The organism is Pseudomonas protegens CHA0 (assembly GCF_000397205.1).
In the GTDB taxonomy this organism is placed as follows: domain Bacteria; phylum Pseudomonadota; class Gammaproteobacteria; order Pseudomonadales; family Pseudomonadaceae; genus Aquipseudomonas; species Aquipseudomonas protegens.
This window is the reverse complement of the sequence record NC_021237.1, coordinates 1,078,920-1,091,259: the sequence shown is the minus strand read 5'-3', so window position 1 is coordinate 1,091,259 and position 12,340 is coordinate 1,078,920. Positions and strand designations below refer to the sequence as shown.

General features: G+C 62.9%; 11 protein-coding genes. 5 read left to right on the top strand and 6 right to left on the bottom strand.

The window, feature by feature from the left end; all coding sequences use genetic code 11:
* The first annotated feature begins 43 nt into the window (after positions 1–43).
* On the top strand, positions 44–1,324 hold the full coding sequence (locus PFLCHA0_RS04800) for a glycosyltransferase family 4 protein (protein ID WP_015634177.1): 1,281 nt from the start codon (positions 44–46) through the stop codon (positions 1,322–1,324).
* Here the strand turns inward: PFLCHA0_RS04800 and PFLCHA0_RS04795 are convergent.
* From PFLCHA0_RS04795 to PFLCHA0_RS04785, 3 genes are all read right to left on the bottom strand, one after another.
* Positions 1,321–2,424 carry an NADH:flavin oxidoreductase gene (locus PFLCHA0_RS04795; protein WP_041115990.1) on the bottom strand — a complete coding sequence of 368 codons (1,104 nt, stop codon included), beginning with the start codon at positions 2,422–2,424 and terminating at the stop codon, positions 1,321–1,323. The two genes, PFLCHA0_RS04800 and PFLCHA0_RS04795, sit on opposite strands and share 4 nt — an antisense overlap.
* 186 nt (positions 2,425–2,610) lie before the next feature.
* Positions 2,611–3,093: a glutathione peroxidase gene (locus PFLCHA0_RS04790; protein WP_015634175.1), complete on the bottom strand. Its 483-nt coding sequence runs from the start codon at positions 3,091–3,093 to the stop codon at positions 2,611–2,613.
* 121 nt (positions 3,094–3,214) lie between these two features.
* The gene (locus tag PFLCHA0_RS04785) at positions 3,215–3,700 is read right to left on the bottom strand and encodes an FKBP-type peptidyl-prolyl cis-trans isomerase (RefSeq protein WP_011059294.1); all 486 of its coding nucleotides are present in this window, start codon (positions 3,698–3,700) and stop codon (positions 3,215–3,217) included.
* Here PFLCHA0_RS04785 and PFLCHA0_RS31045 point away from each other — a divergent pair.
* From PFLCHA0_RS31045 to PFLCHA0_RS04770, 3 genes are read left to right on the top strand one after another with little or no spacing between them, the layout of a single operon-like run.
* A complete protein-coding gene (locus tag PFLCHA0_RS31045) occupies positions 3,669–4,007 on the top strand; it encodes a DUF3565 domain-containing protein (RefSeq protein ID WP_015634174.1) in 339 nt (112 codons plus the stop codon). The genes PFLCHA0_RS04785 and PFLCHA0_RS31045 overlap by 32 nt on opposite strands.
* A gap of 56 nt (positions 4,008–4,063) precedes the next feature.
* Positions 4,064–6,163 (top strand): phosphate acetyltransferase, encoded by a 2,100-nt coding sequence (gene pta / locus PFLCHA0_RS04775; protein ID WP_019096051.1) that lies wholly within the window; start codon positions 4,064–4,066, stop codon positions 6,161–6,163.
* Positions 6,164–7,069 carry an acyltransferase gene (locus PFLCHA0_RS04770; protein ID WP_015634172.1) on the top strand — a complete coding sequence of 302 codons (906 nt, stop codon included), beginning with the start codon at positions 6,164–6,166 and terminating at the stop codon, positions 7,067–7,069.
* Positions 7,070–7,189: 120 nt separating this feature from the next.
* Here the strand turns inward: PFLCHA0_RS04770 and cysN are convergent, their stop codons facing one another.
* From cysN to PFLCHA0_RS04755, 3 genes are all read right to left on the bottom strand, one after another.
* Positions 7,190–9,088, bottom strand: a complete 1,899-nt coding sequence (cysN, locus tag PFLCHA0_RS04765) for a sulfate adenylyltransferase subunit CysN (RefSeq protein WP_015634171.1) — start codon at positions 9,086–9,088, stop codon at positions 7,190–7,192.
* Positions 9,089–9,097: 9 nt separating this feature from the next.
* Positions 9,098–10,015 carry a sulfate adenylyltransferase subunit CysD gene (gene cysD / locus PFLCHA0_RS04760; RefSeq protein WP_011059289.1) on the bottom strand — a complete coding sequence of 306 codons (918 nt, stop codon included), beginning with the start codon at positions 10,013–10,015 and terminating at the stop codon, positions 9,098–9,100.
* A 224-nt stretch (positions 10,016–10,239) separates the two neighbouring features.
* The gene (locus tag PFLCHA0_RS04755; protein ID WP_011059288.1) at positions 10,240–10,998 is read right to left on the bottom strand and encodes a Nif3-like dinuclear metal center hexameric protein; all 759 of its coding nucleotides are present in this window, start codon (positions 10,996–10,998) and stop codon (positions 10,240–10,242) included.
* Between the two features lie 102 nt (positions 10,999–11,100).
* Here PFLCHA0_RS04755 and algW point away from each other — a divergent pair, with 102 nt between their 5' ends.
* Positions 11,101–12,255, top strand: coding sequence for a Do family serine endopeptidase AlgW (gene algW / locus PFLCHA0_RS04750; protein WP_011059287.1), 1,155 nt, complete (start codon positions 11,101–11,103; stop codon positions 12,253–12,255).
* Positions 12,256–12,340: the final 85 nt, after the last annotated feature.

Genomic DNA, 12,340 nt, shown 5'->3' with positions numbered 1-12,340 from the left:
CCGGGGCGTCATAAATCCATCATCGCAAGGTCACAATGGCGACATGGCCTCAGCCGACACTGAGGCCATGACGACAGCTCTGCATATCACCCTCATCACTGAAACCTTCCCACCGGAAATCAATGGCGTGGCCAATACCCTTGGCCGCCTCTGCGAGGGCCTGCGTGCCCGTGGGCATCAGGTTGAGCTGGTGCGCCCGCGCCAGGGTTGCGACCAGAGCCGGGCCAGCGACGAAGCCCTGCTGCTGTGCCGGGGCTGGCCGCTGCCGGGCTACCCGGGGCTTCAATGGGGCCAGTCGTCGATGCACAAGCTGCTGCGACGCTGGAAACGCCAGCGCCCGGACGTGCTCTATATCGCCACCGAGGGGCCGCTGGGGCTGTCTGCGCTGCGGGCCGCCAAGCGCCTGGGAATCTCCGTGGTCAGCGGCTTTCACACCAACTTCCAGCAGTACTCCAGCCAATATGGCCTGGGTTTGCTGACCCGCTTGCTGACCCACTATCTGCGCTGGTTCCACAACCGCTCGCAACTGACCCTGGTACCCAGCGCCAGCCAGCACCTGGAGCTGGAGCGCCGGCATTTCGAACGCCTGGCCCTGCTGTCCCGGGGCGTCGACAGCCAACTGTTCCACCCAGCCAAGCGGCTCGATACGCTGCGGGCCGACTGGGGCCTGGGCACCGATGACCTGGCGGTGATCCACGTCGGGCGCCTGGCGCAGGAGAAGAACCTGGGCCTGCTCAAGCGCTGCTTCGAACGCCTGCAGGCGACTTATCCACAGCGCAGGATGAAGCTGATCGTGGTGGGTGACGGCCCGCAACGTGGGGCTCTGGAAAAAAGCCTGCCCGAGGCCCTGTTCTGTGGCAGCCAGCGGGGCGAAGCCCTGGCCGCCCACTACGCCTGCGGGGATCTGTTCCTGTTTCCCAGCCTCACCGAAACCTTCGGCAACGTGGTGCTGGAGGCTCTGGCCTCGGGGCTCGCGGTGGTGGCCTACGATCAGGCTGCCGCAGCACAGCATATCCGCCATGGCTACAACGGTGTGCTGGCCATGCCCGGCGACGAAAGCGCCTTCTGCGACGCTGCCAGCTGGCTGCTGGAAGAACCGGAAACCTTGCGCCGGGTACGCCTCAACGCCCGCCAGCATGCCAGCCGCCAGGGCTGGGCCGCGGTTATCGAGCAGTTTGAAGATCGCCTGCGCAGTGCCTGCGAGCACGGGCCGGCCGAGGATTACGAAGGGCTTATCGAAGCGACGGTCAAACCCCGCAGCGCCGTGGAGACACTCGGCACGGCAAGGGGGCTGCCCCCCTCGCCGCCCGGAGCAGGCAGTTAAACCAGGGTCATCAGCGCGTCACGGCTGAATGGCAGGATGTCCTGCTCGCGACCTTCACGGACTTTCTGCGCCCAATCCGGATCCACCAGCAGTGCACGGCCCACGGCCACCAGATCGAACTCGTCGTTGTTCAGACGCTGCAGCAGGTTTTCCAGGCTGGCCGGCTGCGCCACCTTGTCGGTGTTGACCATGAACTGCAGGAACTCGCCGTCCAGGCCGACGCTGCCCACGGTGATGGTGGGCTTGCCGGTGAGTTTGCGAGTCCAGCCCGCCAGGTTGAGGTCGGAACCTTCGAACTCCGGCTCCCAGAAGCGGCGGGTCGAGCAGTGGAAGATATCCACACCGGCATCCGCCAGCGGCTTGAGGAAGGCCTCCAGAGCTTCCGGGGTCTGCACCAGGCGCGCGCTGTAGTCCTGCTGCTTCCACTGGGAAAAACGCAGGATGATCGGGAAATCCGGACCGACGGCAGCCCGCACGGCCTGGATCAGCTCAATGGCGAAGCGCGAGCGCTGGGCCAGGTCGCCACCGTATTCATCGGTACGCTGGTTGGTGCCTTCCCAGAAGAACTGGTCCACCAGGTAACCATGGGCGCCATGGATCTCCACGCCGTCCATGCCGATGCTCTGGGCATCCTTGGCGGCCTGGGCAAAGGCAGCGATCACCTCCTGGATGTCCTGGTGGGTCATGCCGTGCACCAGCACCTTGCCGTCCTTGAGCTTCTCGGTCGGGCCGTAGCCGGGCACGCTGGCGTCCGGCTCGGTGCCCAGGCGCCGCACATTGCCCACATGCCAGAGTTGCGGGACGATCTTGCCGCCTTCGGCGTGGACCGCATCCACCACCTTCTTCCAGCCGGCCAGGGCCGCCTCGCCATGGAACTGCGGCACATTGGGGTAACCATTGGCAGCCTGGTGACCCACCGTGGTGCCCTCGGTAATGATCAGGCCGACACCCGCAGCAGCGCGGCGGCGGTAATACTCAATGACCTTGGAGTTGGGCACGCCACCGGGGGAAAACGACCGGGTCATTGGTGCCATCACCACGCGGGTCGGCAGTTCCAGCGCGCCGAGTTGAAAGGGTTTGAACAAGGCTTGAACAGGCATGCTGCGCTCCGAGAAAAAGGCTTGAGTCGATATTCGACGCACAAGACTGCGCCGGGTACCGGCCCCGGCGCACTTATGATGAGGATAATATTCCCCCCTCAATGCGCTGCCCAGCATTATTGATTTGAGTGATTTAGATGCAAAAACGCCGCATTGCAGCGGCGTGAAAGAGGTGCCCGTCAGTGGTTAGCTCAGGGCCTTTTCGATGGCCTGGATCACTGTCGGATCATCGGGAGCGGTACGCGGCGAGAAACGCGCCAGTACCCGGCCGTCCTTGCCCAATAGGAATTTCTCGAAGTTCCAGGTGATGTCCCCGGGAAACTCGGCGCCTTCGCCCGCCAGCAGGCGGTACAGCTGATGGCGCTCGGGACCGTTCACGTCCAGTTTGCTGCTCAAGGGAAAGGTCACCCCGTAGTTGAGGCTGCAAAACTCCTGGATCTCCTGCTCAGTGCCCGGTTCCTGCCCGGCGAACTGGTTGCAAGGCAACCCCAGCACGCTGAATCCCTGGGCCTTGTATTGCTGGTAGAGATTCTCCAGCGCCGCATATTGTGGTGTCAGACCACATTTGGAGGCGACGTTGACCACCAGCACGACGTGCCCCTTGAAGGGCGCGAGCGGCAGCTCCTGACCATCCAGGGCTTTCAATTTAAGGTCGTGAAAAGCACTCATGACGAACTCCAAATTCCTGTGTTCTTACAGAAAACAGCCTCTCGACAGTACAGCCAAAAGCCGCGGACTAAAAAGGCGCCCTCGGGCGCCTCTCCAGTAAGCTTGAGCTTAGCGCAGAAAATCAGTGGTGATGGCCACCTTCGCCATGGACGTGACCATGAGCGATTTCTTCCTGGCTGGCGTCACGGATGGCAACGATCTTGACCTGGAAGTTCAGGCGCTGACCGGCCAGCGGGTGGTTGCCGTCGACGGTCACGTCGTCGCCGTCCAGGTCACGGATGGTCACGATCTGCATCTGGCCGTCCGGAGCGGAAGCGTGGAACTGCATGCCCACTTCCAGTTCGTCGACGCCTTCGAACATGCTGCGGCTCAGGGTGCTGACCAGTTCGGCAGCGTATTCGCCGTAGGCATCTTCAGGTTCTACGGAGACTTTCAGTTCGTCACCAACTTGCTTGCCTTCCAGGGCCTTTTCCAGACCAGGAATGATGTTACCTGCGCCTTGCAGGTAAACCAGCGGGGCGCCGCCGGCAGAGCTGTCGATGACCTCACCAGCGTCGTTGGTGAGGGTATAGTCGATGGAGACAGCCTTATTGGCGGCGATCAGCATGGGGCGGGACCTTTTGCATAAGAATGAAGAACGTCCAAGTTTAGCGAAGCAATCGCTCGAAAGCGAACGGAACCCGGACCAACGGAACGTGAAAAATCACTCGACAATCTGCGGTTTTCATCAGGATGAAGAGGGCCATTGGGTGGCTGAACTGTCCTGCGGGCATACCCAGCACCTGCGCCACCAACCGCCCTGGCAGTCCCGGGCCTGGGTCCTGGAGCCGCAGTTGCGGGCGGAAAAAATAGGCCAGTGCTTTGCCTGCGGCTGGTGTGCTCAAGCCCCGGATAACGATAACCTTAGCGCCTGACTTCAGGCAGACGGCCAAAGACCGTCGCCTTTGCCATGCACCTTCTGAGAATTCGCATGCAAACTTTTTTCATCGCGCCCACCGATTTTGGAGTGGGTCTGACCTCCATCAGCCTCGGGCTGGTGCGTACGCTGGAACGGGCTGGCCTCAAGGTCGGCTTCTTCAAACCCATAGCCCAACCTCACCCCGGTGACACCGGCCCCGAGCGTTCCACCGAACTGGTGGCGCGCACCCATGGCCTGAAACCGCCACAACCCCTGGGCCTGGCCCATGTGGAGCGGATGCTCGGCGACGGCCAGCTGGATGAGTTGCTGGAAGAAATCATCACCCTCTACCAGCAGGCGGCCATCGGCAAGGATGTATTGATCGTCGAAGGCATGGTGCCGACCCGCAGCGCCAGCTACGCCGCCCGGGTCAACCTGCACCTGGCAAAAAGCCTGGATGCCGAGGTGATCCTGGTATCCGCCCCGGAAAACGAAGTGCTCACCGAGCTGTCCGGCCGGGTCGAGTTGCAAGCGCAGCTGTTCGGCGGCCCGCGGGACCCGAAAGTACTGGGGGTGATCCTCAACAAGGTGCGCACCGACGAAAGCATGGAGGCGTTTTCCGCGCGCTTGAAGGAACATTCGCCCTTGCTGCGCAGCGGCGACTTCCGCCTGCTGGGGTGCATCCCCTTCCAGCCGGAGCTCAATGCCCCGCGTACCCGGGACGTGGCCGACCTGATGGGCGCCCAGGTGCTCAACGCCGGCGACTACGAAAGCCGGCGCATGACCAAGATCATCATTTGCGCCCGCACCATGCGCAACACCGTGGAACTGCTCAAGCCCGGCGTGCTGGTGGTGACCCCGGGCGACCGTGACGACATCATCCTCGCCGTGAGCCTGGCGGCCATCAACGGCGTGCCCCTGGCCGGCCTGCTGCTGACCAGCGACACCCTGCCCGACCCGCGGATCATGGAGCTCTGCCGGGGCGCCCTGAACGCCGGCCTGCCAGTGCTTTCGGTGAGCACCGGGTCCTACGACACCGCCAACCAGCTCAATGGCCTGAACAAGGAAATTCCCATCGATGACCGCGAGCGCGCGGAAATCATCACCGACTTCGTCGCCAGTCACCTGGACGCCAACTGGCTGCACCAGCGCTGCGGCACCCCACGGGAAATGCGCCTGTCACCTGCGGTGTTCCGCTACCAGTTGATCCAGCGCGCCCAGCAGGCCAACAAGCGTATCGTCCTGCCCGAAGGCAGCGAGCCGCTGACCGTGCAGGCCGCCGCCATCTGCCAGGCCCGAGGCATCGCCCGCTGCGTGCTGCTGGCCAAGCCCGAGGACGTGCACGCGGTGGCCCGGGCCCAGGGCATCGAACTGCCCGAAGGCCTGGAGATTCTCGACCCGGACCTGATTCGCCAACGCTATGTAGAGCCCATGGTGGCCCTGCGCAAGAGCAAGAGCCTCAACGCTCCCATGGCCGAGCAGCAGCTGGAAGATCCGGTGGTGATCGGCACGGTGATGCTGGCCCTGGATGAAGTCGATGGCCTGGTTTCCGGGGTCATCCACTCCACTGCCAACACCATCCGCCCGGCCCTGCAGTTGATCAAGACCGCGCCGGGCTGCAGCCTGGTGTCCTCGGTGTTCTTCATGCTGTTCCCCGAGGAAGTGCTGGTGTATGGCGACTGCGTGATGAACCCGCACCCCAGCGCCAGCGAGCTGGCGGAAATCGCCCTGCAGAGCGCCGACTCGGCAGCCGCCTTCGGTATCACCCCGCGCGTGGCGATGATCAGCTACTCCAGCGGCGACTCGGCCAGCGGCGAGGAAGTGGAGAAAGTTCGCGAAGCCACCCTGCTGGCTCACGAAGCCCAGCGTTCGCTGCTGATCGACGGGCCGTTGCAATACGACGCCGCGGCCAACGAAAACGTCGCCCGGCAACTGGCCCCCAACAGCCAGGTCGCGGGCAAGGCCACGGTCTTCGTGTTCCCTGACCTCAACACCGGCAACACCACCCACAAGGCGGTGCAACGCAGCGCCGATTGCGTGAGCCTGGGGCCGATGCTGCAAGGCCTGCGCAAACCGGTGAACGACCTGCCCCGGGGCGCCCAGGTGGACGACATCGTCTACACCATCGCCCTTACCGCGATTCAAGCCGCCAACCGACCTATGGATGTCTAAATGCTGGAATTCCTACCTGCCGTGGTGCGCGGAATCATCGCCTCGCTCCTGTTGGCGCTGAACACCATCCTGCTGTGCTCGTTCCTGTTCTGCGTGGCGTTGGTCAAGGCCCTGCCCTTCGCCCTCACCCAGCGCTTGAGCCTGTGGCTGATGAACCACACCCACGAAGCCTGGATCAGCAACAACAAGGCCTGGATGCAGTTGGTATGCCGTACCCGTTGGCACGTGCAGGGCCTGGAAGGCCTGGATTACCAGCACTCCTACCTGGTCACCAGCAACCACCAGAGCTGGGTCGACATCATGGTCCTGCAGTACGTGCTCAACCGGCGTATCCGCCCCCTGAAGTTCTTCCTCAAGCAGGAGCTGATCTGGGTGCCGGTGATTGGCCTGGCCTGGTGGGCCCTGGGCTTTCCGTTCATGAAGCGCTACTCCAAGGCGTACCTGGAGAAGCACCCGGAAAAGAAAGGCAAGGACCTGGAAACCACGCGCAAGACCTGTGCGAAGTTTCGCAACAACCCGGTGGGCATCTTCAACTTCGTCGAGGGCACGCGCTTTACCGACGCCAAGCACGCCCAGCAACAATCGCCGTTCCGCTACCTGCTCAAGCCCAAGGCCGGCGGCATCGCCTTTGTCCTGGATGCCATGGGCGAGCAACTGCAGTCGATCATCGATGTGACCATCCACTACCCAGCGGGCCGCCCCGGTTTCTGGGACCTGCTGTGCGGCAGGGTCAAGGATGTGGTGGTGCGTTTCGAAGAGGTGCAGATCCCGGCGCAGTTCCTTGGCAAGAACTACGAGCAGGACACGGCCTATCGCCAGGAATTCCAGGGCTGGATCAACCAGCAGTGGCTGGACAAGGATGCGCTGCTCGAAACGCTGCATCGGGAGTATCCGGCAAGACCCTGAGGGCCTTTTCGCTGGCAAGCCAGCTCCTGCGGTCCTGCACCCTACTTACCGGCGAACGCTATCTGAAGCGCACAAAAAAGCCCGCAGCCGATCACTCGGCTGCGGGCTTTTTGCTATGGCTTAGATCGCGCCGCGGCCGCGCAACAGGTCCAGCACCTGCTTGACGCTTTCTTCCAGCGACAGCGACTGGGTGTCGATCACCAGATCGGCATTCAGCGGCACGTCATAAGGGAAGGACTCGCCCGGGATGTTATCCCCGCCGGCCGCGTACAGGCCTTGCGGATCACGCTCGGCGCACACCGCAGGCGATGCCTGGACATACACCGTCAGCAGACGCTCCTTGCCGATCAGGTCCTTGGCCTGCTCGCGCCCTTCGGCACTCGGTGCCACGAACGCGGCCAGGGTCAGCAGGCCGGCTTCGTTGAACTGACGGGCGACGTGGGCCGCACGGCGCCAGTTCTCGGTCCGCCCGGCACGGTCCTGGGGCAGGCCCTTGTTCAGGTCATGCCGCAGGTTCTGGCCATCGAGCACATACACCGCGCGCCCCATGTCGAACAGCTTGCGCTCGACCGCGTAGGCCAGGGTGCTCTTGCCCGCACCCGACAGGCCGCTGAACAGCACGGTAGCCGGTTGCTGGCCGAAACGCTGGGCACGCTCTTCGGTGGCTACATGAGCCAGCTTGCCGTGTTGGGTGACGCTGCCATGGGCCACCGGCTGGGCGATGATCATGCCGGCGCCGACGGTGCCGTTGGTCAAGCGGTCGATGACGATGAAAGCACCGGTGGTGCGATTGCTTTCGTAACCATCCAGGGCAATCGGCGCGTCGAGGCTGATCTTGACCTTGCCGATCTCGTTCAGTTGCAGCGCGCTGGCCGCGCCCTCTTCCAGGGTGTTCACATCGACCTTGTGATGGATGCTGGCAATCGAGCCCGGCACATAGCTGGTGGCGCGCTTGATGTCGTACTTCTTGCCCGGCAGCATCGGCTCTTCGGCCATCCATACCAGCATGGCTTCGAAGCTGTCGGTGACCGGCGGCACGTTGTCGGCATGCACCAGCAGGTCGCCGCGGGAGATATCGATTTCATCTTCCATGGTCAGGGTCACGGCCTGGCCCGGGCCGGCCTGTTCCAGTTCACCTTCGAAGGTGACGATGGACTTGACCCGGCTGCTCTTGCCCGACGGCAACACGACGATCTCGTCGCCCTTGTGCACGATGCCGCTGGCCAGGGTGCCGGCAAAACCACGGAAGTTCAGGTTCGGACGGTTGACGTACTGCACCGGGAAACGCAGGTCGGTGAAGTTGCGGTCGCCGGCCACCTCCACGGTCTCGAGGATTTCCATCAGCGACTGGCCGGTGTACCAGGGCGAGCGCTCGCTCTTGTTCACCACGTTGTCGCCCTTGAGCGCTGACATCGGCACGAAGTGCAGGCTGGTGGGCTGCAGCTTCAGGCCCTTGGCGAACTTCAGGTAGTCGGCCTTGATCGATTCGAACACGCCTTCATCGAAGTCCTTGAGGTCCATCTTGTTGATGGCCACGACGATGTGCTTGATGCCCAGCAGGGAGGCGATGAAGCTGTGGCGACGGGTCTGGGTCTGCACGCCGTAGCGGGCGTCCACCAGGATGATCGCCAGGTCACAGGTGGATGCACCGGTGGCCATGTTGCGGGTGTACTGCTCATGGCCGGGGGTGTCGGCGATGATGAACTTGCGCTTGGCGGTGGAGAAATAGCGGTAGGCGACATCGATGGTGATGCCCTGCTCACGCTCGGCCTGCAGGCCGTCGACCAGCAACGCCAGGTCGATGTCGTCACCGGTGGTGCCGACCTTCTTCGAGTCCCGGGTGATGGCTTCCAGATGGTCTTCGTAGATCATCTTCGAGTCGTGCAGCAGGCGCCCGATCAGGGTGCTCTTGCCGTCGTCGACGTTACCACAGGTCAAAAAGCGCAGCAGCTCCTTGCGTTCGTGCTGGCCCAGGTACGCGAGGATGTCCTCGCTGATCAAATCAGATTGATGCGACATGACAGCCCCTTAGAAATAACCTTGACGTTTCTTGTCTTCCATTGAGCCGGCGCCATCGTGGTCGATGACCCGGCCCTGGCGCTCGGAAGTTCGCGTCAGGAGCATTTCCTGGATGATGTCCGTCAGGCTCTCGGCCTCGGACTCCACCGCGCCCGTCAACGGGTAGCAGCCAAGGGTACGGAAACGTACTTTCTTTTTGACGATGCGGGCTTTCTCTTCATCGGACAGATGCTCGAGGATGCGCTCGTCATCGATCATGATCAGGGTGCCGTTCTTCTCGATCACTTCACGCTCGGCGGCGAAGTACAGCGGCACGATCGGGATGCCTTCGAGGTAGATGTACTGCCAGATGTCCAGCTCGGTCCAGTTGGACAGCGGGAACACACGGATCGACTCGCCCTTGTTGACCTTGCCGTTGTAGACGTTCCACAGCTCGGGGCGCTGGTTCTTCGGGTCCCAGCGGTGCTTGCTGTCGCGGAACGAGTAGACGCGCTCCTTGGCGCGGGACTTCTCTTCATCGCGGCGGGCACCGCCGAACGCGGCGTCGAAACCATGTTTGTCCAGAGCCTGCTTGAGGCCCTCGGTCTTCATGATGTCGGTGTGCTTGGCACTGCCGTGGGTGAAAGGGTTGATGCCCTGGGCCACGCCATCCGGGTTGACGTGGGTGATCAGGTCCAGGCCCAGCTCTTCGACCATGCGGTCGCGGAACTTGTACATTTCCTGGAATTTCCACTGGGTATCGACGTGCATCACCGGGAACGGCAGCTTGCCGGGGAAGAACGCCTTGCGAGCCAGATGCAACATCACGGCGGAGTCTTTACCGATGGAGTACAGCATCACCGGGTTGTCGAACTCGGCGGCCACCTCGCGGATGATGTGGATGCTTTCCGCCTCCAGCTGTTTCAGATGCGTCAGTTTGTCGACCATGGCTACTCACGAAAGCTTTCTTATGGACGGCCATCGGGCCGTGTTCGAGCGGGGCATGCTAGCACAGCGACCTGCTTCTAATCAGGGAGCCAACTAGAACGAAACGGTATATGAATATACCGCTCCGTTAGGCCCCAAGCGCCACTCTGCGGGAGCTGGCTTGCCAGCACAGGCGCTTTCGGGCGCACCTTCGGGCTGACCGGCAAGCCGGCTCCTGCCGGGGGTCAGATGGGGTTGGGGCAATCGATGAACAGGTGTTCGAGGGCAAAGCGCCGGGCCAGGTAGTCACCCAGGGCCTGGACGCCATAACGCTCGGTGGCGTGATGGCCGGCGGCAATGAAGCTGATGTCGTTTTCCCGGGCACTGTGGAAGGTCTGCTCCGAGGCTTCGCCACTGAGGTACAGGTCGACGCCGGCCTGCACCGCCTGGTCGATGTAGCCCTGGCCGCCACCGGTGCACCAGCCGACCCGACGGATCATCTCGCTGCCTTCGATCAGCAGCGGCTCTCGCCCCATTGCCTCTTGCACCCGGCGGGCAAAGTCCCGCGCGGTCATCGGCTCGCTGAGGGAACCCACCAGGCCGACGACCTTGGGGTTTTCCGGGTCCAGGGGGCCTTCCACGGTGATGTCCAGCTGACGGGCCAGTTGCACGTTGTTGCCCACTTCCGGGTGCAGGTCCAGGGGCAGGTGATAGGCCAGCAGGCTGATGTCGTGCTTGAGCAGGGTTTTCAGCCTACGCTGCTTCATGCCGGTGATGCAGGGGTTCTCGCCCTTCCAGAAGTAGCCGTGATGCACCAGCACCAGGTCGGCCTTGGCCTCCACCGCAGCGTCCAGCAACGCCTGGCTAGCGGTCACGCCACTGACGATGCGCATCACCTGCGGGCGCCCTTCGACCTGCAGGCCATTGGGGCAGTAATCGGCAATACGTGAACTGCCCAGGTAACGGTCCGCTTCTTCCACCAGTGTGCTCAGGGCAACGGCCATAAAAGACTCCTAAATATCCCGTTCAGAGGCACGCGCGGCCTCGTATAATGCGCGACATTATGGGCCGTGCGCAGCCCTTCGTAACCACCCAGGACTTGCTCAATGCTCAAGGCTCTGCGTTTTTTTGGCTGGCCGCTACTGGCCGGCGTGCTTATCGCGTTGTTGATTATCCAGCGCTACCCGCAATGGGTGGGCCTGCCCAGCCTCGACGTCAATCTGCAGCAAGCCCCGCAAACCACCAGCACGCAACAGGGGCCGGTGTCCTACGCCGACGCCGTGGTGATCGCCGCGCCCGCGGTGGTCAACCTGTACACCACCAAGGTCATCAACAAGCCGGCTCACCCGCTCTTTGAAGACCCGCAGTTCCGGCGCTTCTTCGGCGACAACCTGCCCAAGCAGCAGCGCATGGAATCGAGCCTGGGCTCGGGGGTGATCATGAGCCCCGAGGGCTACCTGCTGACCAACAACCATGTGACCTCCGGTGCCGAGCAAATAGTGGTGGCCCTCAAGGACGGCCGCGAGACCCTCGCCCGGGTGATCGGCAGCGATCCGGAAACCGACCTGGCGGTGCTCAAGATCGACTTGAAGAACCTGCCTTCGATCACCGTCGGCCGTTCGGAAAACGTCCGCGTCGGCGACGTCGCGCTGGCCATCGGCAACCCGTTCGGGGTCGGCCAGACCGTGACCATGGGCATCATCAGTGCCACCGGGCGCAACCAGCTGGGCCTGAACAACTACGAAGACTTCATCCAGACCGACGCCGCCATCAACCCGGGCAACTCCGGTGGCGCCCTGGTGGACGCCAACGGCAACCTGACCGGGATCAACACCGCGATCTTCTCCAAGTCCGGTGGCTCCCAGGGCATCGGTTTTGCGATCCCGATCAAGCTGGCCATGGAAGTGATGAAGTCGATCATCGAGCACGGCCAGGTCATCCGCGGCTGGCTGGGGATCGAAGTGCAACCCTTGACCCAGGAGCTGGCAGAGTCCTTCGGCCTGGCCGGGCGCCCGGGAATCGTGGTGGCGGGGATCTTCCGCGACGGCCCGGCGCAGAAAGCCGGGATGCAACTGGGTGACGTGATCCTCAGTATCGATGGCGAACCTGCCGGCGACGGCCGGCGTTCGATGAACCAGGTGGCGCGGATCAAACCGACGGACAAAGTCTCGATCCTGGTCATGCGCAACGGCAAGGAACTCAAGCTGACGGCAGAAATCGGCCTGCGACCACCGCCCGCGCCCGTCAAAGAAGAAGAGTGAAGCTGGGCCCGGCCATGCCGGGCTAACAGCATACACTCTCATTAGTCATGTTATATTGTTTCAATATCGCTATTGGAACAGCCCC

Coding starts and splice junctions, on each gene's coding strand:
- PFLCHA0_RS04800 (WP_015634177.1), top strand. CDS start 44: ATGGCCTCAGCCGACACTGAGGCCATGACGACAGCTCTGCATATCACC.
- PFLCHA0_RS04795 (WP_041115990.1), bottom strand. CDS start 2,424: ATGCCTGTTCAAGCCTTGTTCAAACCCTTTCAACTCGGCGCGCTGGAA.
- PFLCHA0_RS04790 (WP_015634175.1), bottom strand. CDS start 3,093: ATGAGTGCTTTTCACGACCTTAAATTGAAAGCCCTGGATGGTCAGGAG.
- PFLCHA0_RS31045 (WP_015634174.1), top strand. CDS start 3,669: ATGGAGACAGCCTTATTGGCGGCGATCAGCATGGGGCGGGACCTTTTG.
- PFLCHA0_RS04785 (WP_011059294.1), bottom strand. CDS start 3,700: ATGCTGATCGCCGCCAATAAGGCTGTCTCCATCGACTATACCCTCACC.
- pta (WP_019096051.1), top strand. CDS start 4,064: ATGCAAACTTTTTTCATCGCGCCCACCGATTTTGGAGTGGGTCTGACC.
- PFLCHA0_RS04770 (WP_015634172.1), top strand. CDS start 6,164: ATGCTGGAATTCCTACCTGCCGTGGTGCGCGGAATCATCGCCTCGCTC.
- cysN (WP_015634171.1), bottom strand. CDS start 9,088: ATGTCGCATCAATCTGATTTGATCAGCGAGGACATCCTCGCGTACCTG.
- cysD (WP_011059289.1), bottom strand. CDS start 10,015: ATGGTCGACAAACTGACGCATCTGAAACAGCTGGAGGCGGAAAGCATC.
- PFLCHA0_RS04755 (WP_011059288.1), bottom strand. CDS start 10,998: ATGGCCGTTGCCCTGAGCACACTGGTGGAAGAAGCGGACCGTTACCTG.
- algW (WP_011059287.1), top strand. CDS start 11,101: ATGCTCAAGGCTCTGCGTTTTTTTGGCTGGCCGCTACTGGCCGGCGTG.